Below are 22283 nucleotides of genomic sequence, written 5' to 3'. Positions count from 1 at the left end.
CCGCGCCGCCGCTCAGAGCGGGGTCGCGAGCCGGTAGCCGCGCTTGATCACCGTCGCCACGAGCCGCGGTTCGGGGAGGGCCTGACGGAGGCGGCTGACGGCGACGTCGACCGCGTGGTCGTCGAGAGCCTCCGGCGCGGAGGCCGCGAGGACGTGACGCGCGACGGTCGCGCCCTCGGCGGCGACGAGAGTCCGGAACAGCGCGAGCGCGACCGGGGTCAGCGCCACCCGGGTCCCGGCCAGGACCGCGTGCCGGCCTCGGAGCTCGAGAGTGCCGAAGGCCGTCTCGATGCGGGGCGACGCCTGCTCGAGGTGCTCGCAGGTCAGGCGGATGAGCGCGCCCATCCGGAACCGGTCCGGCACGACCGGGAGGATCCCTGCCTCGACCAGAGGTGCTGCGGTCACCGGGCCGACGGCGGCGGCGACCACCGTCTCGCGGAAGGCCGCCTGGAGGTCGTCGAGGCGGCCCGCGGCCTCCGCGACCGTGAAGAGCGCCTCCACCGCCGGCGCGCTGGTGAAGGTGACGGCGTCGATGCCCCCTCCGCAGACCGCGTCGATCAGCCGCAGCACCCGGGCGGAGTCCTCGTGCACGCTCCAGCGGTAGGGCGCGGCCGTGAGCACCCGGGCGCCGGCGTCGCAGAGACGCTGCAGCTGAGCCGGGTCGGTGAATCCGTGCAGCTGCACCGCGATCGTGCGGCCGGCGACGCCCTCGCGCAGGGCCAGGTCGACGAGGGAGGTGGTCGTCTCGCGCTCGCTCATCCCGTGGTCGTCGAGACCCGCCGCACGGATCGCTCCGCGCGCCTTGGGTCCGCGGACGAGGATCCGCGCGGAGGACAGCGCGTCGGCCAGCTCGATCCCCGCGGCGTCCGCGGCCTCGAGCCAGCGCCGCAGGCCGTAGGAGGTGGTGGCGAGGAGCACGTCGGGACGGGCGGCGACGATGGCGCGGGTCTCCTCCTCGAGCGCGCCCTCGGTGTCGACGCCGCGCATGCGGATGGTGGGGGCGTGCGTCACGGCGGCACCGCGGCGCTCGAACGCGGCGATCAGGTCCTCGGAGCGGCGGTCGGAGGTGACCCCGATGCGGAAGCCGTCCAGCTGGTCGGGTCGGAACCCCACGGCGGCGTCGGGATCGGTGCCGGTCATGCTCGGCCCCCTCGGGATCTCACGCGGTCAGTGCATCGACCGCTCGGGCGATGCTCTCGGGGTCCCCCGCATCATGGCACGCGGCCTGCCGGACCACCTCGCCGATGACGATCACGGCGGGCGAGCGCGGTGCCAGCTCGGCGAGCAGGCCGAGCACTCCGCCGACCGACGAGACCGTCGTGCGCTGGTCGCGCGACCAGCCCCGCTCGACGATCGCGAGGGGCGTGTCGGCGCGCATCCCGGCGCGCTGCAGCCCGGCGACGAGGTGCGGGAGGGTGTTCACGCCCATCAGCACCACGATCGTCCCGCCCAGCCCGGCCAGATGGCCGAGCTCCTGCTCGCTGAACGGCGCATGGCCCGAGACCACGGTGAAGGCCCTGCTGACCTCGCGGTGGGTGACCGGGATCCCGGCGGCGGCGGGCACCGAGATCGCGCTGGTCACTCCGGGGACGACCGTGGAGCCGACGCCGGCGAGCCGGCACGCGCGCACCTCCTCCGACCCGCGGCCGAACACGAACGGATCGCCGCCCTTGAGGCGCACGACGTCCAGACCCGCGAGGGCCCGCTCGATCATCAGCCGCTCGATCTCGTGCTGCGGCACCGCATGATGACCCGGCGTCTTGCCGACGTCGATCAGCTCGGCGCCGGGCGCCCACTCGGCCAGGCCCTCGTGCGGACCGAGCCGGTCGTAGAGCACCACGTCCGCGTCGCGGAGGGCGCGGCGGGCGGCGAGGGTCATCAGATCCGGATCGCCGGGGCCGCCGCCGACGATGCTGACGTGCCCGACCGGCCGGGTCGGCGCGGGGGCCTCGTCGACGATCCAGGGGCAGAGCTCGGCCGCCGCCGCTCGGAGCGGCGCCGGCCCCTCCACCCACACGATCAGGGCCGGGGGCGCCGTGGTGAGCGCGTCCTCCGCCTCGTGCCGCTCGACGAGTGCGCCGGCGGCTCGGTAGCGGGCGAGCACGCGGCGGGTCCCGGAGGCTGTGCCGATCACGAGCACACGGCGTCCGGCGAGGTCGAGGGAGAGCTGCATCACGAGTCCGATCCGATCCCGGCCGGACCGACGGGGATCCTCGGCCCCGCGACCAGCACGGGTCCGTCCGGTCTCTCGTCCCGGCCGGCGGGCCGGACCTGCCCGCGCTCGCGCACGGTCGCGACGCGCGGATCCGCGGTGTCCGGGGCGTTCACGAAGGAGCGGAAGCGGCGGAGCCGGTCGGGATCGGCGAGGGTCGCCGCCCACTCGTCGACGTAGGTGTCGACGTGCGTGGCCATGGCCGCCTCCAGCTCGGCGGCGATGCCGAGCGAGTCCTCGCAGACCACCTCGCGCACGTGCTCGAGTCCGCCGGGGAGCTCCTCCTGCCAGCGGGCGGTGCGCTGGAGCCGCTCGGCCGTGCGCACGTAGTACATGACGTAGCGGTCGATGTAGCGCACCAGGGTCTCGTCGTCGAGGTCCTGCGCGAGCAGCTGGGCGTGCGCCGGCTGGTAGCCGCCGTTGCCGCCGACGTAGAGGTTCCAGCCGAGGTCGCTCGCGATGACGCCGATGTCCTTCCCCCGCGCCTCGGCGCACTCGCGGGCGCAGCCGCTGACCCCGAGCTTGAACTTGTGCGGCGAGCGGAGACCCCGGTACCGCTCCTCGAGGAAGACCGCCATCCCGACCGCGTCCTGGACTCCGAAGCGGCACCAGGTCGATCCGACGCACGACTTGACCGTGCGCAGCGACTTGCCGTACGCCTGACCCGACTCGAAGCCGGCGTCGACGAGGAGGCGCCAGATCTCGGGCAGCTGCTCGAGGCGGGCGCCGAACATGTCGATCCGCTGCCCGCCGGTGATCTTCGTGTAGAGGCCGTACTGCTCGGCGACCTCGGCGATCACCTTGAGCTTCGCCGGCGTGATCTCGCCCCCGGGGATCCGCGGGACGACGGAGTAGGTGCCGTCCTTCTGCATGTTGGCCAGGGCGCGGTCGTTGGTGTCCTGCAGCGGCGCCTGGCCGCCGTCGAGGATGTAGGCGTTCGTCTGGGTGGCGAGGACGGAGGCGATCACCGGCTTGCACACGTCGCAGCCCAGCCCGGAGCCGAAGCGCTCCATCACCTGCTCGGCCGAGTGCAGCCCGAGGATGCGGACCGACTCGAACAGCTCGCTGCGGCTGAGCGCCACGTGCTCGCAGAGGGCGCGGGAGACCTCGACGCCCGCACGGATCAGCTCCGTGTCGAGCAGCTTCTTCACCAGGGGCACGCACGATCCGCACTGGGTGCCCGCGCGGGTGCAGGCCTTGAGCGGCCCCAGCTCGGTGCACCCCTCGCCGATCGCGTGGCGGACCTCGCCGACCGAGACGTTGTTGCACGAGCAGACCTGGGCGTCGTCCGGAAGGTCGCCCGAGGGCGCCTCCGCCCCCGCCGCCGCGAGGTAGGCGCCGGGCTCGGCCGGCAGCTCGCGCCCCAGCAGCGGGCGGAGGGAGGAGTAGGGGCCCGCGTCGCCGACGAACATCCCGCCGAGCAGCGTGCGCGCATCGTCCGAGACGACGACCTTCTGGTAGAGACCGCGGGCCGGATCGGCGTAGACGACTTCGAGCGCTCCCTCCGTGGTGCCGAGGGCGTCGCCGAAGCTGGCGACCTCCACGCCCGAGAGCTTGAGCTTGGTGGCGTCGTCGACCCCCGGGAAGGTCGCGTCGCCGCCGAGGATCCGGTCGGCGACCACCTCCGCCATCGCGTTGGCGGGTGCGACGAGCCCGACCGTGCGGCCGGCGATCGCGGCGACCTCGCCGATGGCCCAGACTCCCGCCCTACTGGTGCGGCAGGCCTCGTCGACGACCACGCCTCCGCGCGGTGCGACCTCGATCCCGACCGCTCGGGCGAGCTCGTCGCGCGCCGTGATCCCGATGGAGAAGACCACGAGATCGGCGCTGATGCTGCTGCCGTCGGTCAGCGCGACGCCGAGCACCGTCCCCGTCGGCGAGGTGAGGATCGCGGTGGGCCGGTTGCCGAGGTGCAGCGCGATCCCCTGCGCCGAGATGATGCGGCCGAGGGCCTGCCCGGCGCCCTCGTCGAGCTGCGCGCTCATCAGCCAGCGGCCGGAGTGGACGAGGGCGGTGCGCGCACCGAGCCGGTGCGCGCCTCCCGCCGCCTCGAGGCCGAGCAGACCGCCGCCGACCACGACCACGATCGCGGGGCGTCCGCGCCGGGCGCGGAACGCGGCGAGCTCGGCGACGAGCCCGTCCACGTCCTCGAGCGTGCGGTAGACGCGGCCGTGCTCGGCGCCCTCGATCGGCGGGACCGTGGCGGAGGAGCCCGTCGCCAGGACGATCTCGTCGCCCTCGAGGGAGCGGCCGTCCGCGAGCTCGACGCGCAGGCGGTCGGGATCGATCGCGACGACACGGGAGGAGGTGATCAGCCGCGCCGACTCCCACAGAGCGCCGTCGCCCAGAGTCAGGTCGTGCTCGCCGTCGAGGCGCTTCGAGAGTGCGACGCGGTCGTAGGGACGGTGCACCTCCTCGCCGAGGACGGTGATCTCCAGCGCCTGGTCGCCGGCCCGGGCGACGAGCGCGTCGACCAGGCGGTGCGCGGCGGGTCCCGCTCCGACGACGAGCACGCGTCGGGGCCGGGCGGCTGGGTTCGCTCCAGGAGTCATGACGTCCACCGTAGGGACGGCCCGTTTCCCCGCCGTTGCCCCGGTGTAACAGCGTGTGACGCGCGCCTCTCGGCGAGCGCCGCCGGCCGTGAGGGCTTCGTTACGCCCGTGACACCGGAGGCGTGCTCGCACGAAACGCGCGATCCCTACCGTTGCCTCATCGCGTCCGACCGGATGCGGTGGCCCACCCGCAGGAAGAAGGCGCAGCGATGACCCTCCTCGATCGGCTCGCCCCCGCGACCGCCACCACCTGGGTGCCGGTCTGCGCCGTCGGCGACCTCGAGCCGCTCTGGGGCGAGGCCGCCCTGGTCGGCGGTGTGCAGCTCGCCCTGTTCCTCCTGCCCGACGGGCGGGTGCGGGCCGTCTCGAACCTCGACCCCGCGACCGGCGCGGCCGTGCTCTCGCGCGGCATCGTCGGCTCGCGTCTGGTCGACGGGGTGCAGCGGCCCACGATCGCCTCCCCCCTGCACAAGGACGTCTTCGACCTCGAGACCGGCGCCTGCTTCACACGAGCGGAGCTGCACCTCGCCACCTGGCAGGTGCGCGAGAGCGACGGCACGATCGAGGTCGCCCAGCGGACCGCTCTGGTCGCCGCGTCTCACGGGACCTCCGACGACGACGGGAGGCGTGCCGTCGCCGCGCTGGTCGAGGCGGTCCGCCGGGCCAACCCGGCGCTGGACGTGCTCGACTCCTTCGTCGACGTGCAGCAGCCCGACGTCCCCGCGACCCTGGGCTCTCTCGAGCCGGGCCGGCCGGCGGTGGTCGTGCCGCTGCTGCTCTCGGCCGGCTACCACGTGCACGTCGACCTCGCCGAGGCCGCGGCGGAGGCGGAGCGGCCGGTGCGGGTCTCGGGCGCGCTCGGACCCGATCCCCGCCTGGCGCGCGTGCTCGCCCGCCGGCTCCACGAGGCAGGGCTCGACGACGGCGACCGCGTCGTGCTCGCCGCTGCCGGCTCGAGCGACGCCGGTGCCGTCGCGGACTGCTGGACCACCGGCCGCCTCCTCGCCGCCGAGCTCGGCCGCGAGGTGAGCACCTCGTTCATCTCGGCCGCCGAGCCGCGGATCGCGGAGGCGGTCGCCGCCGAGCGCGCCGCCCACCCCGGCGCGCGCGTCGTGGTCGCCACCTACCTGCTCGCGCCCGGCTACTTCGCCGGCCTGGCCGCCTCCGCGGGGGCCGACCTCGCCTCCGCTCCCCTCCTCACCGCCGTCGATCCGCCCGCCCGCGAGCTGGTCGACATCGTCTCGGAGCTGTTCGGGCGCAACGCCTGACGCCTCCTCCCCGCACCACCACCGCTCCACCTCCCCGTCCCGAGCGCGCCCTCGCGCGCGCCGCCCACCCTCCGGAGGACCACGATGACTGCTGCACCCCCGACCACCGTCCCCACGACCGCCGCCACATCCACCGGCATCATCCGACGGCCGGGCCGCTGGATCGACGGCTGGAACCCCGAGGACCCCGCCCAGTGGGAGGCGGAGGGACGCTCCGTCGCCGCTCGCAATCTGAGGTGGTCGATCTTCGCCGAGTTCCTCGGCTTCGTCGTCTGGCAGCTCTGGTCGGTCGTCGTCGTCTCGCTGCCGGCGGCCGGGTTCGCCTTCGACACCGGGCAGATCTTCTGGCTCATCTCGATGCCGAGCCTCGTCGGCGCCACCCTGCGGATCCCGTACACGTTCATGGTCCCCCGCTTCGGCGGCCGCAACTGGACGATCGTGTCGGCGGGCCTCCTGCTGATCCCGAGCGTCGGACTCGGCATCGCGGTCTCGAATCCGGAGACCCCGTTCGGCGTCATGCTCCTGGTGGCCGCGCTCGCCGGCTTCGGCGGCGGCAACTTCGCCAGCTCGATGGCGAACATCACCTTCTTCTACCCGCACGCGCAGAAGGGCTGGGCTCTGGGGCTCAACGCCGCGGGCGGCAACCTGGGCGCCTCCGTCGCGCAGCTCGTCGTGCCGATCGCGATCACCGTCGGCGCCGCGGCCACGCTGAACCTGCCGATCGCCGGCTTCCTCTGGGTCCCCCTGATCGTCGTCGCGATGATCGGCGCCGCCAAGCGCATGGACAACCTCTCGACCGCGAAGTCCGACGTCGCCGCCTCCCTCGCCGCGCTCCGCGAGCCGCACCTCTGGCTGCTGGCCGTGCTCTACATCGGGACCTTCGGGTCCTTCATCGGATTCGCCGGCGTGTTCCCGAAGCTCATCGCCGACACCTTCCCCGAGTTCTCCGGCTTCGCCGTCGGCTCGGCGACGGTCGGCCTCGCGTTCCTCGGCTCCCTGGTGGGCTCGCTGTCCCGCCCCTCCGGCGGCCGTCTGGCCGACCGCTTCGGCGGAGCGCCTGTCACGGTCCTCGCCTTCGTCGCCATGGGCGCCGGGATCCTCGGCGTGATCGCGACACTGCCGCTCGGCAGCTTCTGGCTCTTCCTCGCCTGCTTCCTCGTGCTCTTCTCGGCGGCCGGCATCGGCAACGGCGCGACCTACCGCATGATCCCCACGGTGTTCGCCCTCCGCGCCCGCCAGCGCGGCGACGACGGCATCGGCGCCCAGCGCACGTCCGCCGCGGCGCTCGGCCTGATCTCGGCGATCGGCGCGTACGGCGGCTTCGTGATCCCCCAGCTGCTCGGCTTCTCCAAGACCGAGTTCGGCGACTACACCACGGCGCTGGGCTGGTTCGTCGGCGCCTATGCGGTGATGCTCGCGATCACGGCCGGCGTCTACCTCCGCCTCGCCGCGAAGACGGGGACCCGGATCTGACGATGAGCGCCCCCGCCCCGACCGACTCCCACTGCCCGTACTGCGCCCTGCAGTGCGCGATGACGCTGACACCCGCGGCGGGCCCCGTACCCGTGGCGGTCGAGGGGAGGGAGTTCCCGACGAACCGGGGCGGGCTCTGCGCCAAGGGCTGGACCTCCGCCGAGCTGCTGGCGAGCGGACAGCGCCTGGTCTCCCCGCTGCTGCGCGGCGCCGACGGCGTCCTCGCGGAGGCGTCGTGGGAGGAGGCGCTCGACGCGGTCGCCGGGGCGGTGCGCGGCGTCCGGGAGCGGCACGGCGCCGACGCGGTGGCCGTCTTCGGCGGCGGGGGCCTCACCAACGAGAAGGCCTACCAGCTCGGGAAGTTCGCTCGGATCGCTCTCGGCACCTCCCGGATCGACTACAACGGCCGCTTCTGCATGTCCTCGGCCGCGGCGGCCGGCAACCGCGCCTTCGGCGTCGATCGCGGACTGCCGTTCCCGGTGTCCGACCTCGACGACGCCGACACGATTCTGCTCCTGGGCTCGAACGTCGCCGCGACGATGCCGCCGCTTCTCGCCCACTTCGCCGGTGCCCGCTCGCGGGGCGGCCTGGTGGTCGTCGACCCGCGCCGCTCGGCCACCGCGCGGCTGACGGAGGACGGCGCCGGCACGCATCTGCAGCCCGCCCCGGGGACGGATCTGCCGCTCCTGCTCGGGCTGACCCACCTGGTCTTCGCCGAGGGCCTCGCCGACACCGCCTACCTCGCCGCGCGCACGACCGGCGCCGAGGCCCTGCGCCGCAGCGTCTCGGCGTGGTGGCCGGAGCGCACGTCCGCGGTCACGGGCGTGCCGACCACGCTCCTCCGCTCCCTCGCGCGCCGGCTCGCCGCGGGGCGGTCGTTCGTGCTGACCGGCCGCGGGGTCGAGCAGCACGTCGACGGCACCGACACCGCGACCGCCGCGATCAACCTCGCTCTCGTGCTCGGCCTGGTGGGCCGCGAGGGGTCGGGGTACGGCACGCTCACCGGTCAGGGCAACGGCCAGGGCGGACGCGAGCACGGCCAGAAGGCCGATCAGCTCCCGGGGTACCGCTCCATCCGCGATCCGGAGGCGCGGCGCCACGTCGCCGCCGTCTGGGACGTGACGCCCGAATCGATCCCCGGCCCGGGCCTGCCCGCCACCGCCCTGCTCGCCGAGCTCGGACGCTCCGTGCACTGCCTGCTGGTGCACGGCTCCAACGTGGTCGTCTCGGCTCCGGACGCTGACGCCGTCCGCGCCGGGCTCGAGGCCCTGGACACGCTGGTCGTCTGCGACTTCTTCCTCTCCGAGACCGCCGCGCTGGCCGATGTGGTGCTCCCGGTGCCGCAGTGGGCGGAGGAGGAGGGCACGATGACCTCGCTCGAGGGCCGGGTGCTCCGCCGCCGCCGGGCGATCGACCCGCCGGCGGGAGTGCGCAGCGAGCTCTGGATCATGAGCGAACTGGCGCGCCGTCTCGACGCCCCCTCGAGCTGGTCGACCGTCCCTGCGGAGGTGTTCGACGAGCTGGCCCGCGCGTCCGCGGGAGGCGTGGCCGACTACTCCGGCCTCTCGCACGCCCTGCTCGACACCGGGATCGCCGCCCACTGGCCCTACCCCGCGGGCGGCACGGGGACGCCGCGCCTCTTCGCTGAGCGCTTCGGGCACCCCGACGGCCGGGCGCGCCTGGTCGCCGTCATCCCCGCCGTCCCCGTCGTCGTGGACCGCGGCGAGGAGCTGACCCTGGTGACCGGCCGCTACCTCCAGCAGTACCAGTCGGGCACCCAGACCCGGCGGGTCGCGGAGCTCGATGCGGCCCGCCCGGAGGCTCGACTCGAGATCCACCCGGCGACCGCCTCCCGGCTCGGCGTCAGCGACGGAGCACCTGTGGCGATCGGGAACGCGCGCGGCGTGGTCCGCGCCCGCGCGAGCGTCACCGCGGACATCCGCCACGACACGGTGTTCCTGCCCTTCCACTACGCGGGTGAGCAGTGCGCGAACCTCCTCACCGAGGCCGTCGTGGACCCGGTGTCGTCGATGCCCGAGTTCAAGCGCACGCGGGTCTGGGTCCGGGCGGAAGGGACGGCACATGCCTGAGACACCTCCCGAGCGGATCGTCCTGATCGGCTATGGCCCCGTCGGCTCGCGCTTCGTCGAGGAGCTGCTGCCGGCCGTGCGGGCCGGTCTGGTCGCGCTGACGGTGGTCGGCGCCGAGAGCGACGACCCGTACAACCGTGTCCTGCTCGCGGAGTACGCCGTCGGCCGGGCGACCCGCGAGCGCCTCGACCTCGGCGACCGGACGGCGGCGGAGGCGGCGGGCGTCGTCCTGCGCCTGGGAGCGGCCGTCGTGGGGATCGACCGCGCGCGGAACGTCGTGCGGCTGCACGACGGCGAGCGGCTGCCCTACGACCGCCTCGTCCTGGCCACCGGCGCCCGGGCGAACGTGCCGACCCTCGCCGGGATGGAGCGGTCCCGACGCGAGCGGACGGTGCGCGCCGCCGATCCGGAGTCGCTCGACGCGGGCTCCCGGCCCCTCCCGGAGAGGGTGGTGGCGCTGCGCGACCTGGCCGACGCCCGGGTGGTCCGCGAGTCCGTGCGCTCCGGCGCGCGCCTCGTCGTGCTCGGGGCGGGAGTGCTCGGGATCGAGTTCGCCCTCGCGGCCGCCGAGCAGGGCGCGCAGGTGGTGGTGGTCTTCCACGGCGACATCCCGATGGCCCGCAATCTCGACTCGGGCGGGGGCCGGATGCTGGCCGCGGCCGCCCGCGCGGCCGGCGTCGAGATGGTGGCGCACGCCCGGTCCGAGAGCGTCCTGCTCGCGCACGACGACCGCGGCCGTGCGCACTTCCAGGCGCTCGTCTGCGCTGACGGCAAGCAGATCGAGGGGGATCTGCTGGTGCTCTCGTGCGGTGTCGGTGCGCGGGTCGAGCTGGCCGCGGGCGCGGAGCTCGCCGTCTCGACCGGGATCCTGGTCGATGAGCAGCTGCGCAGCTGGAGCGACCCGGACGTCTTCGCGATCGGCGACTGCGCGCACGTCGCCCCCCGCGGCTCGGCCCTGCCCGACGGCCGCGTGCCCGGCGGACCGAGCGGACTGATCGGTCCGGGATGGGAGCAGGCGGACCGGCTCGCAGCGCGGATCCGGGCGGAGGCGGAGGGCCGCTGCGGCGAGGAGCGCGTCCCCGACGCCCGACCGGCGGTCGTGATGCTGAAGGCCGAGGGCGTCGACCTCGTGGCAGGAGGCGACGTGGCCCCGGAGCCGTGGGACCCGCACCGCCCGGGCGAGGAGCACCTCGAAGTGACGCTGTGGGCTGACCCCGCCCGCGGGGGCTACGCCAAGCTCGTGACCGCGGGAGGAGTGCTGCGCGGGTTCGTCTCGGTGGGTCTGCCCAGGGTCGGCGCCGAGCTCAGCCTCCTCTTCGAGCGGGGCTCGGAGCTGCCGGCGGACCGGTCGAGCCTCCTGCGTCTGGACGCCCCGGATGCGGGTGCCGCGGCGACCGGCGATCCGTTCGCCCCCGATGCCACGGTCTGCTGGTGCAACGGCGTGACGGCGGCGGTGATCACCGATGCGGCTGCGGCGGGACACGGGACGGTCGCCTGCGTCGGGCGGGCGACCCGCGCCGGCACGGGCTGCGGCGGCTGCACCGGGCGCATCGCCGAGCTGCTCGCGCGGACGGCGGTCCCCGCCTGATCGCCGCGAGGACCGGGCCTCGCCGCCTCAGCGGTCGAGCGCCTCCGCGAGCCGCCGGGTGACCGCCCGCAGTTCGAGCTCGGCCCCGCGGACGCGCTCGTCGAGAGCCGCCGCGGTGTCGGCGGCCTGCTCGGCGGCCGCCGCACCCGCCGCCTCGGACGAGGCGCGGTCGGCCGCGACCGACGCGCTGAGCTCGTCCAGCGCCTCCCGGAGGCCCGCCGACTCGTCGCGCAGCACGGAGACGTCGCCCTGCACCGCGCTCAGCTCGCCGCGGAGCCCGGCCACCTCGTCGCGCAGGGCCGCCGTCTCGGCGCGCAGCTCCTCCGTGCGCAGCCGCGCCTGCTCGAACCAGGGGGCGACCAGCCGGTGCACCGCATCGCGGAGCACGACGCCGCCGCGGCCGAGCCGGGTGGGCGCGGAGCCGGGGTCCTGGAGGAAGTCGTGGTCAGTGGTCATCGTCGTGGTCCCGTCCGGAGAAGCGGCGGTGGAGCACGTCCATCGCCCGCAGATCCTTGTCCATGATGTCGGCCTCGAGGGTGGTGTCGGCGAGGCGGTCGGCGAGGCCAGGCCGGGAGCGGCGCTCGAGCGAGGCCTCGATCAGCTCGACGGAGCGCTCGAACGAGAGCGGTCCGCGCGCCGCGGCCCGGCCCCGCCGGCCGAGCGCCTCGAGGTCCACGGCCCCGCTCGCCACGTCCCGCATCGCCTCGAGGAGCGCCGGGGCCGAGCGGGTGATCTTGATGCAGTCGACGCCGTCGATGAGGAACTCCGCGACTCCGCTGGCCGCCGTCAGGATCGGCACGGCGCCCGCCGCGGCCGCCTCGACCGGCGCGACGCCGAACGCCTCTCCGGCCCAGGTCGGGAAGAGGAACGCGTCGGCGCGGCCGTGCGCGGCGAGCACCTCGGCGTGGGGCGTCGGTCCGTGGAACTCGACCAGGCCGTCCAGGCCCGCCTCGTCCGCCCGGGCGCGCCAGCCGTCCACGTCTCCGTCGCCGTAGAGGTCTACGCGGAAGTCGCGGGTCTCCTCCGCGAGAGACGCCGCCGCCTCCAGCACCAGCCCGACGCCCTTGTGCTCGCCGAGCGACGCGGCGAACGTGAACCGGGTGGTCCCGCCCTCGCGGTAGCGCCGCGGCTCCGCGGTGTCGGGGGGAACGGACACTCCGCGCCCGATCACCTCGACCTCGCCCAGGCTCAGCCCGCCGGCCTCGATCGCGTCGACGAGGGAGCGGCTGACCGCCACGATCTCGCCGCGGTCGAAGTGGTCGGGGGCCTGGGCGCCGTAGACGCGGAGCACGCGCTCGGGCAGCCCGTCGACCAGGGCGTTCGGGATGCGGTCGCCGAGGTTCCACATCCACGGGGCCTCCACTACCCGCAGCAGGTCGATCAGCGCGAGGCCGCCGATCCCGAGCAGGTTGAAGGCCACCACGTGGGTCGGCGCGAAGTCGCGCAGCTCCTCGAGCAGGATGCGGGTGTTCTCGAACCGCGAGACGGCGCTCTCGTGGTGCAGCAGCTGAGCGATCTCGCCACCGGTCTGCGGCAGCGGGAAGTAGGTGCGCAGGCTCAGCGTGCGGTGCACCTCGACGCCCGAGGGCTCCGGCGGCAGGTAGGTCGGCGTGGTCAGCACGCGCACGGTGTGGCCGCGGACCGCCATCGCCTCCGCGACGCGCGCACAGGTCATCTCGTATCCGCCGAGCACCTGCGGCGGGTAGAGGTTGCTCACGAACAGCAGGCGCATCACCGCACCTCCCCTCTCGCGGAGGCGTCCGCCGCGATCCGCGCCGTCACCTCGGGCGTGTAGGCCGCGCGGGCCTGGCGGTCGTTGCCGCCGTCCCAGTAGTTGACGAGGTAGAGCCCGGACTGCTGCGTGCGCGGCACGAACGGGAACAGCTGGGCCCGGGGCTCGATCTGCGCGATCCGGTAGCCGGCGTCGACCGCGCGCACGTGCAGCCAGATGTCGTCGGCGTCCGGGGCGATCTCGCGGAACGCCTCCCCGTGCGCGGCGATCTCGCCGAGGAGCGCGGCGGGCAGCAGCTGCCCGGAGACGGAGGTGCCGAAGACGTCGGTCGACGCGCGCGTGTCGGCGACCGGCGTCCAGCTCGTGTACGGAGCCACGGCGCCGTCGACGATCCCCACCCGGTGGGCGCGGTAGCAGAGCACGGTCTCGCGGGGGTAGCGCGAGCGGGCGTCGAGCAGACCCCTCAGCCAGGTGCGCGGGTACACGATGTCGTCGTCGGAGGTGACGAGGTCGCGCTCCGCCGCCCGGCCCGAGAGCAGGTGCGGGTAGTACTTCGTGTGCACGCGGTAGCCGTCGACCAGGCGGATCTCGACGCCGCGGCGGCGGAGGCGGCGCAGCGGCGCGGGCAGGTCGGCGTGCAGGGCCGGGTCGTCGAGCCAGAGCACCAGGCGCGCGGGCCGGGCGTCGCCGCGGGCGATCGACTCGAGCGCCACGTGGACCCGCTGCAGCCGCTCGCCGTGCGTGGTCATCGTGACCACGACCTCGCCCGCCGGATCGACTGCGGAGCGGCGGGAGAAGCGGTTGGCCAGGGCGAGCAGCAGCAGCTCGCGCCGGAGCGCGGGCGAGGGGTGGTCGATCGGCCGGGCGGCGATCACGGCGGCGCGGCGCTCCGAGAGGCGCTGAGGGGCGGAGCGGACGACCCTGGCCGCGGAGCGCAGCCGCGTGCGGGGGCGGACACGACGGCCCAGCGCCGCGAGGCGCGTGCGGGGCCGGACGCGCCGGCCGACGGCGGCGAGAGCGGGATGCATCGGTCCAGGTTAGCCGGAGGCGCCCGGGCGCCCTGCGCCGGTCAGGGCTCGTCGACGACCGCGAAGGCCCGCACCGGGAAGGTCCCGAAGCCCCGCACCTTGGGTGGCACGGCGGTGAAGCGCGCCCCTGTCGCCGGCAGCCCGCCGAGGCCGGTGAGGTGCTCGACGATGTGCACTCCCGCGGCGAGGAGGGCCGAGTGCGCGGGCCGCGATCCGCCCGACTCCGTGTCGTCGATGTTCACCGAGTCGATGCCGACCAGCACCGCACCGGCGGCGACGAGCGCCTCCGCCGCCGCGCCGCTGAGGAAGGGGGCGCCCCTGCCGTACCCGGGCGTGGCGAAGTGCGCGTCCCAGCCGGTGCGGAGGAGGACGGCGGCGCCGCGGACGTCGAGTCCGGCGACCGCGTCCGCGCCGATGCCCCGTCCGGTGGCTCCGGTCGAGTCGACCACGACGGCAGGCAGATCGACCAGCGTCTCGAGCGGGAGAGCGGCGAGATCGGCTCCGCCCTCGTAGCGGTGGAACGGGCTGTCGAGGTAGGTGCCCGTGTTCCCGATCATCTCGATGACGTCCATCGCGAACTCGGTGCCAGGCGCGTAGGAGGCGCGGGACGCCTCACGGGTGAGGTGCGGCCGGATGCGCGGAGCGGGCAGGCCGGGGTAGGTCACCAGCCCGTCCGCGACGGTGTGGCTGAGATCGACGAAGCGGCGCGAGGAGGTCATGCGCCCGATCCTGGCAGGGGCCGGACCGGGCGCACCATCGAGATGCCGCCCCGCGGGGCGGCGTTCCCGCCTCTACTTCTTCGGTAGCGCCGCCGACAGGTCCGCGATCAGGTCGGACGAGTCCTCGAGGCCCACCGAGAGGCGCACCAGCGACTCCGAGACCTCCAGCGGCGTGCCCTTCACCGACGCGTGCGTCATCTCGCTCGGGTAGCCGATCAGCGACTCGACGCCGCCCAGTGACTCCGCGAGCTGGAACAGCTCGGTCGACTCGGCGAACTTCCGGGCCGCGCGCGGCGTCGCGAGCTCGAGCGAGAGCATCCCGCCGAACCGCGACATCTGGCGCTTCGCCAGCTCGTGGCCGGGGTGCGAGGGCAGGCCCGGGTAGTGCACGGCCGTCACCGCCGGGTGCTCGACGAGGAACTCGGCGACCGCCTGCGCGTTGACGGAGTGGCGCTCCATCCGCACCCCGAGGGTCTTGATGCCGCGGACCGTGAGCCACGCGTCCATCGGGCCCGAGATCGCTCCGACCGCGAACTGCAGGAACGCGATCTTCTCGGCCAGCGGCCCCGAGCGCAGGGCGAGCGCGCCGCCGACGACGTCCGAGTGGCCGCCGAGGTACTTCGTGGTCGAGTGCACGACCACGTCGGCACCGAGGGCCAGCGGCTGCTGCAGGGCGGAGGAGGCGAAGGTGTTGTCGACGACGACGATCAGGTCGTGCGCGTGGGCCAGGTCGGCGAGCTCGGCGATGTCGCTGATGGTCATCAGCGGGTTCGACGGGGTCTCGACCCAGAGCATCTTCGTCTCACCGGGGACGATCGCCCGCTGCACCTCGCGGAGGTTCGACATGTCGACGGCCGTGTTGCGCACGCCCCAGGCGCTGTGCACCCGGTCGATCAGGCGGTGGCTGCCGCCGTACGCGTCGTTGCCCAGGACGACGTGGTCGCCGGGCGCGAGGGCGGCGCGCAGCAGGGTGTCCTCGGCCGCGAGGCCGGAGGAGAAGGAGTAGGCGACGTCCGCACCCTCGAGCGAGGCGATGAGCTCCTGGAGCGAGTCGCGCGTCGGGTTCGCCGAGCGGGCGTACTCGTAGCCGCCCCGGAGACCGCCGATGCCGTCCTGGACGAACGTGGAGGTCATGTAGACGGGCGGCACGACCGCCCCGGTGGTCGGATCGAACTCCTGGCCGGCGTGGATGGCGCGGGTGTCGAAGTGCTGCTTCTTGGGCATGGTGCGGGCTCCCTGGGTCGGAGGTGCGGAGGCGGCGGCCGTCAGGCCGTGGCGTAGGTGAGGAGGTCCTGTCGGGTGATCACCGCGACGGGCTTGCCCTCGTCGGTGACGAGGAGGGCGCTGTGCTCGGTGAGCGCGGCGCGGGCGGCGGTGATGCTCTCGCCGAGCCCGATCAGCGCGAGCGCGTCGCCCACGCAGTCGCCGAGCGGGTCGTTCATCGAGGCGGATCCGGCGAAGACGCGGTCGAGCAGCTCGCGCTCGTCGACGGCTCCGACGACCTCGCCCATCACGACCGGCGGCTCGGCGGTCAGCACCGGGAGCTGCGAGACGCCGTACTCGGTCATGATGCCGATCGCGTCGCGGATCGTGTCGGTCGGGTGCGCGTGCACGAGCGCCGGGAGGTCGGCCTGCCCGCTCGCCGCCCTCGCGCGGAGCACGTCGCGGACGGTGCCCTCGTCGCGCATCTCGAGGAAGCCGTAGGAGCGCATCCAGCGGTCGTTGAAGATCTTGCCGAGGTAGCCGCGCCCGCCGTCCGGCAGGAGCACGACGACGACGTCGTCCGGCCCGAGACCGGCGGCGGCCTTGAGCGCGACGGAGACGGCGAGCCCGCTCGATCCGCCGACGAGCAGCCCCTCCTCGCGGGCGAGGCGGCGGGTCATCGCGAACGACTCGGCGTCGCTGGAGGCGATGATCCGGTCGACGACGCTCGGGTCGTACGCGCTCGGCCAGAAGTCCTCGCCGACGCCCTCGGTCAGGTACGGGCGACCCCCGCCGCCGGAGTAGACGGAGCCCTCGGGGTCGGCGCCGACGATCTGCACGCGGCCCTCCGACACCTCCTTGAGGTAGCGGCCGACGCCGCTGATGGTGCCGCCCGTGCCGACTCCCGCGACGAAGTGGGTGAGCCGGCCGGCGGTGTCGCGCCAGATCTCGGGGCCCGTGGTCTCGTAGTGGCTGAGCGGTCCGTTGAGGTTCGCGTACTGGTTGGGCTTGAAGGCGCCGGGGATCTCGCGGGCGAGGCGGTCCGAGACGGAGTAGTAGGAGGCGGGGTCCTCCGGAGCGACGGCCGTCGGCGTCACGACGATCTCGGCCCCGTAGGCGGTGAGGACGTTGCGCTTGTCCTCCCCCACCTTGTCCGGCAGCACGAACACGCAGCGGTAGCCGCGCTGCTGCGCGACGAGGGCGAGGCCGATGCCGGTGTTGCCGCTGGTCGGCTCCACGATGGTGCCGCCGGGCTTCAGCAGCCCGTCGCGCTCGGCTGCGTCGATGATGCGGGTCGCGATGCGGTCCTTCGACGAGCCGCCGGGGTTCAGGTACTCGACCTTGACCAGCACGGTCGCCTGCACGCCCGCCGCGACCGGGCCCAGCTTCACCAGCGGGGTGTCGCCGATGAGGTCGAGGACCGAATCGGCGTAGGCCATCCCGGTCTCCGGGCGTGCGGGAAGGGCGCGATCCAGGCTCATCCCGCCAGCGTAGCAACCGGCTCCGGGCGTGTGACGGGGGTGGGCGGAGGCACAGGGAGCGGTCGCGGGAGGGGAGTGCCGCCGGTCGCGCCGGTGCCCTATCGTGGGGGTCCGCGAGCGCCGCCGTCGACCCGGAACGGACCCCGAATGACCTCACCGATCGCCGCACCGCCGCGGCGTCCGGCCGACATCCACCTCCTCCGCCTGCTCGGCCCGGCGCTGGTCGCCGGAGTCGCCTACCTCGACCCGGGCAACGTCGCCAGCAACATGACGGCCGGCGCCCGGTTCGGCTACCTCCTGGTCTGGGTGGTGGTGCTCGGCAACCTGATGGCCTGGCTCATCCAGTACCTCTCGGCGAAGCTCGGCCTGATGACCGGCCGCAGCCTCCCGGAGCTGCTCGGCGACCGCCTGCGCGGCCGCTGGGGCCGCCGGGTCTACTGGCTGCAGGCCGAGACGGTCGCGATGGCGACCGACCTGGCCGAGGTGATCGGCGGCGCGATCGCACTGAACCTGCTCTTCGGACTGCCGCTGCTGGCCGGCGGCGTGGTCACCGGCGCCGTCTCGCTGGTGCTGCTGCTCGTGCAGACGCGGGGCGGGGCGCAGCCGTTCGAGCGGGTGATCACGGCGCTGATGGTGCTGATCGCCGTCGGCTTCACGGTCGGCGTGGTCGTCGATCCGCCGGACGCGGGCGCGACCGTCGCCGGTCTCGTGCCGCGCTTCGAGGGCTCGGAGTCGGTGCTGCTCGCCGCCTCGATCCTGGGCGCGACCGTCATGCCCCACGCGATCTACGCCCACTCCGCGCTCGCCCGCGACCGCTTCGGCCACGTCGAGGGCGTCGGCGCGCGCCGGAGGATCCTGGTCGCCACCCGGATCGACGTGACGATCGCGCTCGCCATCGCCGGCACCGTGAACCTCGCGATCCTGCTCCTCGCCGCGCACTCCCTCGCGGGAGTCGACGGGACCGACAGCCTCGAGGGCGCCCACGCGGCCATCGGGGCGGCGCTCGGACCGGTGGTCGCGACCCTGTTCGCCGTCGGCCTGCTCGCCTCCGGCCTCGCCTCGACCTCGGTCGGCGCGTACGCGGGCGCCGAGATCATGCACGGTCTGCTCCAGGTGCGGGTGCCGCTCGTCGCCCGTCGTCTGGTCACGCTGATCCCGGCGCTCCTGGTGCTCGCGATCGGCTTCGACCCGACGCGCGCGCTGGTGCTCAGCCAGGTGGTCCTGTCGTTCGGCATCCCCTTCGCGCTCGTGCCGCTCGTGATTTTGACGCGCGACCGCCGCCTGATGGGCGACCAGACGAACCGCTGGTTCACCACCCTCGCCGCCGCCCTGGCCGCCGTCTTCCTCATCGTCCTGAACGGCCTGCTGCTCTGGCTCACCTTCGCCCCCTGAGCGGAGCCGCGGCGCACCGTCCCACTCCTCCGCGGCCTCCTCTCCCGCTGATCGAGCGGCCCGCTCTTCGGGCGTCCCGAGATCCCTCCTGACCGCGCATTGATCCGATCCGAAGCCTCGCTCGTTATCCTCTGAGAGCGCCTCTCAGGCGCCTGCGCCCGACCCAGGCGCCTTCCGCCCTCAGAACGAGAGACGCCGCCGTGCCCAAAGACACGATGTCCGCCAAGAACCGCGCCCGACAGGAGAAGCTCGAGGCCTACAAGCGCGAGCAGGACCGCCGCAAGCGCGGCTCCCGCATCTGGATCTGGTCGCTGTCGGCCCTGGCCGTCCTCGCGGTAGGCGGGATCGTCGCGGTCACCGTCTTCGGGAACCAGCAGATCGTCGAGGCGCGCGAGATCGACGGCCTGCAGACCTTCGACAACGACGCCACCCACGTCGCCGGCGCCGTCGACTACCCGCAGACCCCGCCGGCGGGCGGCCCGCACAACGCCGTGTGGATGAACTGCGGCGTCTACGACGAGCCCGTCCCGAACGAGAACGCGGTGCACGACCTCGAGCACGGCGCCGTCTGGGCCACGTACGACCCCGAGCTCCCGCAGAGCGAGGTCGACGCGCTGATCGCCGCGATGCCCGACACCTACTCCGTCGTCTCGCCCTACGAGGGCCTCGAGTCGCCCATCGTGCTGAGCGCCTGGGACGCCCAGGTCGCGATCGACTCGCCCGAGGACCCCCGCATCGACGCCTTCGTCGAGCGCTTCTGGCAGTCCTCGAGCGCTCCGGAGCCCGGCGCCCCCTGCACCGGAGGGATCGATGCGCCCGGCAAGCAGTAGGGGCCGGATCCTCGTCGCCGCGGTCGCCGTGGTCGCGCTCCTCCTCGGAGCGGCCGGCGGCTACCTCTTCGGCGCGCTCGCCCCGTTCGCCTCCGCGGCGACGCCCTCGAGCGCCAGCGCCGAAGCGGGCTTCGCGCGCGACATGCAGGTGCACCACCTGCAGGGCGCCGAGCTGGCGATGATCGCCCGCGAGCGCAGCGCCGACGACGAGGTCCTCACCGTCTCGAAGGACATCCTGCTCACCCAGCAGCAGCAGGCCGGGCAGCTCTTCGGCTGGCTGAACTCGTGGGGCCTGCCGCAGGCTGCTCCGGAGCCCTCGATGACCTGGATGGGCCGGCCGACCCTGGCCGGAGCCGCCGACGAGCACTCGTCGATGGGGATGGGGACCGAGGACGGCGTCGTGCCCGCGAGCATGCCCGGTCTCGCGACACCGGACCAGATCACCGCCCTCAGCAGCGCGTCGGGCCGCGACTTCGACCGGATGTTCCTCGAGCTGATGATCGCCCACCACCGCGGCGCGATCGACATGGCCGAGGCGCTGCTCGCCCGGAGCCGCGTGACGGTCGCCACCGACTTCGCCTCCTCCGTCGTGAAGGCCCAGGAGGCCGAGATCTCGCTGATGGAGCAGATGCTCGAGGACCGCCCGGCGGAGTGACCGCCTCCGGCGCGCACGACAGCGGCTGAGAGTGGTGCGCCTCCCCACCCGGGCAGGGGCACGTGCTCGCCGCCGACGTCGTGCACGGGGCCCGGCGACTCAGACGGCGTCGGCTGCGAGTAGCCCCGCGGAGTCCGGCCGCCGATCCGCGGCTCAGCCCTGGAGGGCCGACTCCGTCTGCTGCGCGTAGAGCGAGGCGTAGAGGCCGCCGAGGCCGAGCAGCTCGCGGTGGGTGCCCGATTCGACGATCCGGCCGCCCTCGACGACGTGGATGACGTCGGCCGACACGATGGTCGAGAGCCGGTGGGCGATCGCGATGGTGGTGCGGCCGCGGGCGGCGTCGTCGAGCGCGGTCTGGACGATCCGCTCCGAGACGGTGTCGAGGGCGCTGGTCGCCTCGTCGAGGATGAGGACCGCCGGGTCCTTCAGCAGGACGCGGGCGATCGCGAGCCGCTGCTTCTCGCCTCCGGAGAGCCGGTAGCCACGCTCGCCGACCAGCGTGTCGTAGCCGTCGGGGAACGACGTGATCGTCGCGTGGATGTTCGCGGCGCGGGCGGCCGCCTCCAGCTCCTCCTGCGTCGCGTCGGGGCGGGCGTAGCGGAGGTTGTCGCCGATCGTCGCGTGGAAGAGGTAGGTCTCCTGGCTGACGATGCCGATGTGCGCCACGAGCGACTCCTGCCGCAGCTCGCGCACGTCGGTACCGGCGAAGCGCACCGCTCCCCCGGCCACGTCGTAGAGGCGCGGGACGAGGTACGAGATGGTGGTCTTGCCCGCGCCGGAGGGACCGACGAAGGCGACGAACTGGCCCGGCTCGATCGCGACCGAGACGTGGTCGAGCGTCGGGCGCGCGTCCTCCGCCTGGTCGGGGTAGCGGAACACGACGTCGTCGAGCTCGACCCGGCCGAGCTCGCCCGAGACCTCGCGTGCATCGGCCCTGTCCGTGATCGCCGGGCGCAGGTCCAGGTACTCGAAGATGCGGGCGAACAGCGCTCCGGCCGTCTGCAGGTCGAGCGCGACGCGCATCAGGCCCAGGAGCGGCCACATCAGGCGCGCCTGCACGGTGGTGAAGGCCACGACGGTCCCGGCGGTGACGGTGGTGCCGCCGAGGATCAGCCAGGCGGCAACGAGGTACACGATCACGGGGATGACGGAGAGGAAGATCTGCACCATTGCGAAGAACCACTGGCCGGACATCTGCTGCCGCACCTGGAGCTCGATCTGGCGGCCGTTCTCGTCGGCGTAGCGCGTCACCTCCGACTCCTGGCGGCCGAAGCTCTTGGCCAGGAGGATGCCCGAGACGCTCAGGGTCTCCTGGGTGATCGCGGTCATCTCGGACAGCGACTCCTGCGTCTTCGTCGCGATGCGCGCCCTCACCTGGCCGACGCGGCGCTGGGCCACGACGAGCACCGGAGTGAGGACGAGGGCGACGATCGTCATCTGCCACGAGAGCAGGAGCATCGCGACGACGGCCGCGATCACGGTGACGGTGTTGCCGAGTACGCTCGAGACGGTGTTCGTGAGCACGTTGGCCACGCCGCCCACGTCGTTGGCGAGGCGCGACTGGATGACGCCGGTGCGGGTGCGGGTGAAGAAGCCGAGCTCCATCGCCTGCAGGTGGCGGAAGAGGCGGATGCGCAGCTCTCCCATGACCGTGTTGCCGACGGTCGCGGTGAGGTAGGTCTGCCAGACGCCGAGGATCGCCGAGAACGCCCAGACCAGCACCATGACGCCGACCAGCTCGAGCAGCACGGGGAGGTTCGGGCGTCCGCCGGGCGGGAAGAGCCCGCGGTCGAAGGCCAGCTGAGTGAGGAGCGGGGGCACCACCGTGAGGGCGGCGCCGACGAGCACGAGGATCACGGTGAGCGTGAGCTTGGGGCGGTGGTCGCGGAAGAGTCCCGCGATGCGCCGGAGCAGGTCGTCGACCTTCGGAGCCGCCGCGTTGATCTCCCGCTGGCTGTCCGGATCGCTGCTCGAGATCCTCCCGCCGCGCGCCCCTCCGCGCATCCCGCCGCCTGCCGCGACGTCACCCATCCTGCTCACGGCTCGACCCTAGCCCCGCC

The 22283-nt window shown here is 73.9% G+C and carries 17 protein-coding genes; 7 read left to right on the top strand and 10 right to left on the bottom strand.

Annotated features, from left to right (window positions below; translation table 11 throughout):
• Positions 1 to 12 precede the first annotated feature (12 nt).
• Genes C5C49_RS14625 through nirB form a run of 3 tightly spaced genes read right to left on the bottom strand, consistent with a single transcriptional unit; the run spans position 13 to position 4764 of the window.
• The gene (locus C5C49_RS14625; protein ID WP_104227171.1) at positions 13 to 1140 is read right to left on the bottom strand and encodes a uroporphyrinogen-III synthase; all 1128 of its coding nucleotides are present in this window, start codon (positions 1138 to 1140) and stop codon (positions 13 to 15) included.
• Between the two features lie 19 nt (positions 1141 to 1159).
• Positions 1160 to 2173: a uroporphyrinogen-III C-methyltransferase gene (gene cobA / locus C5C49_RS14620; protein WP_104346434.1), complete on the bottom strand. Its 1014-nt coding sequence runs from the start codon at positions 2171 to 2173 to the stop codon at positions 1160 to 1162.
• Positions 2173 to 4764: a nitrite reductase large subunit NirB gene (gene nirB, locus C5C49_RS14615; RefSeq protein WP_104224354.1), complete on the bottom strand. Its 2592-nt coding sequence runs from the start codon at positions 4762 to 4764 to the stop codon at positions 2173 to 2175. The genes cobA and nirB overlap by 1 nt, the downstream gene beginning before the upstream one ends.
• A 209-nt stretch (positions 4765 to 4973) precedes the next feature.
• Between nirB and nirD the strand changes: the two genes are divergently transcribed.
• From nirD to C5C49_RS14595, 4 genes are all read left to right on the top strand, one after another.
• Positions 4974 to 6032 carry a nitrite reductase small subunit NirD gene (nirD, locus tag C5C49_RS14610; RefSeq protein WP_104224353.1) on the top strand — a complete coding sequence of 353 codons (1059 nt, stop codon included), beginning with the start codon at positions 4974 to 4976 and terminating at the stop codon, positions 6030 to 6032.
• 84 nt (positions 6033 to 6116) lie between these two features.
• Positions 6117 to 7505 carry an MFS transporter gene (locus C5C49_RS14605; RefSeq protein WP_104224352.1) on the top strand — a complete coding sequence of 463 codons (1389 nt, stop codon included), beginning with the start codon at positions 6117 to 6119 and terminating at the stop codon, positions 7503 to 7505.
• Between the two features lie 2 nt (positions 7506 to 7507).
• A complete protein-coding gene (locus tag C5C49_RS14600; protein WP_104346429.1) occupies positions 7508 to 9595 on the top strand; it encodes a molybdopterin oxidoreductase family protein in 2088 nt (695 codons plus the stop codon).
• Entirely contained in the window at positions 9588 to 11183 is a 1596-nt protein-coding gene (locus C5C49_RS14595; RefSeq protein ID WP_104334026.1) for an NAD(P)/FAD-dependent oxidoreductase, read from the top strand. The genes C5C49_RS14600 and C5C49_RS14595 overlap by 8 nt, the downstream gene beginning before the upstream one ends.
• Positions 11184 to 11210: 27 nt before the next feature.
• Here C5C49_RS14595 and C5C49_RS14590 read toward each other — a convergent pair whose 3' ends face one another.
• The 6 genes from C5C49_RS14590 to C5C49_RS14565 all read right to left on the bottom strand — a co-directional run bounded on the left by C5C49_RS14590 (position 11211) and on the right by C5C49_RS14565 (position 17304).
• On the bottom strand, positions 11211 to 11639 hold the full coding sequence (locus C5C49_RS14590) for a hypothetical protein (protein WP_104247711.1): 429 nt from the start codon (positions 11637 to 11639) through the stop codon (positions 11211 to 11213).
• On the bottom strand, positions 11629 to 12915 hold the full coding sequence (locus C5C49_RS14585) for a glycosyltransferase (RefSeq protein ID WP_104346428.1): 1287 nt from the start codon (positions 12913 to 12915) through the stop codon (positions 11629 to 11631). Before C5C49_RS14585 ends, C5C49_RS14590 begins: the two co-directional genes overlap by 11 nt.
• On the bottom strand, positions 12915 to 13943 hold the full coding sequence (locus C5C49_RS14580; RefSeq protein WP_104346427.1) for a glycosyltransferase: 1029 nt from the start codon (positions 13941 to 13943) through the stop codon (positions 12915 to 12917). Before C5C49_RS14580 ends, C5C49_RS14585 begins: the two co-directional genes overlap by 1 nt.
• 41 nt (positions 13944 to 13984) lie before the next feature.
• On the bottom strand, positions 13985 to 14662 hold the full coding sequence (locus tag C5C49_RS14575; protein ID WP_104346426.1) for a cyclase family protein: 678 nt from the start codon (positions 14660 to 14662) through the stop codon (positions 13985 to 13987).
• Between the two features lie 72 nt (positions 14663 to 14734).
• Positions 14735 to 15886 carry a cystathionine gamma-synthase gene (locus tag C5C49_RS14570; RefSeq protein ID WP_104224345.1) on the bottom strand — a complete coding sequence of 384 codons (1152 nt, stop codon included), beginning with the start codon at positions 15884 to 15886 and terminating at the stop codon, positions 14735 to 14737.
• Between the two features lie 41 nt (positions 15887 to 15927).
• Entirely contained in the window at positions 15928 to 17304 is a 1377-nt protein-coding gene (locus tag C5C49_RS14565; RefSeq protein ID WP_104234473.1) for a cystathionine beta-synthase, read from the bottom strand.
• A 189-nt stretch (positions 17305 to 17493) separates the two neighbouring features.
• Here C5C49_RS14565 and C5C49_RS14560 point away from each other — a divergent pair, with 189 nt between their 5' ends.
• The 3 genes from C5C49_RS14560 (at position 17494) to C5C49_RS14550 (ending at position 20223) form a co-directional block, all read left to right on the top strand.
• A complete protein-coding gene (locus tag C5C49_RS14560; protein WP_104346425.1) occupies positions 17494 to 18738 on the top strand; it encodes an Nramp family divalent metal transporter in 1245 nt (414 codons plus the stop codon).
• 200 nt (positions 18739 to 18938) lie between these two features.
• A complete protein-coding gene (locus tag C5C49_RS14555) occupies positions 18939 to 19568 on the top strand; it encodes a DUF3105 domain-containing protein (RefSeq protein ID WP_244230507.1) in 630 nt (209 codons plus the stop codon).
• On the top strand, positions 19549 to 20223 hold the full coding sequence (locus tag C5C49_RS14550) for a DUF305 domain-containing protein (protein ID WP_104224341.1): 675 nt from the start codon (positions 19549 to 19551) through the stop codon (positions 20221 to 20223). Before C5C49_RS14555 ends, C5C49_RS14550 begins: the two co-directional genes overlap by 20 nt.
• A 153-nt stretch (positions 20224 to 20376) precedes the next feature.
• Here C5C49_RS14550 and C5C49_RS14545 read toward each other — a convergent pair whose 3' ends face one another.
• Positions 20377 to 22254 carry an ABC transporter ATP-binding protein gene (locus tag C5C49_RS14545; RefSeq protein ID WP_104297740.1) on the bottom strand — a complete coding sequence of 626 codons (1878 nt, stop codon included), beginning with the start codon at positions 22252 to 22254 and terminating at the stop codon, positions 20377 to 20379.
• Between the last annotated feature and the right edge of the window lie 29 nt (positions 22255 to 22283).

It is taken from the genome of Rathayibacter sp. AY1E2, from assembly GCF_002932325.1.
Taxonomy (GTDB): Bacteria; Actinomycetota; Actinomycetes; order Actinomycetales; family Microbacteriaceae; genus Rathayibacter.
The sequence above is the reverse complement of the archived record's forward strand: the minus strand, read 5'-3'. Positions and strand labels throughout refer to the sequence as shown.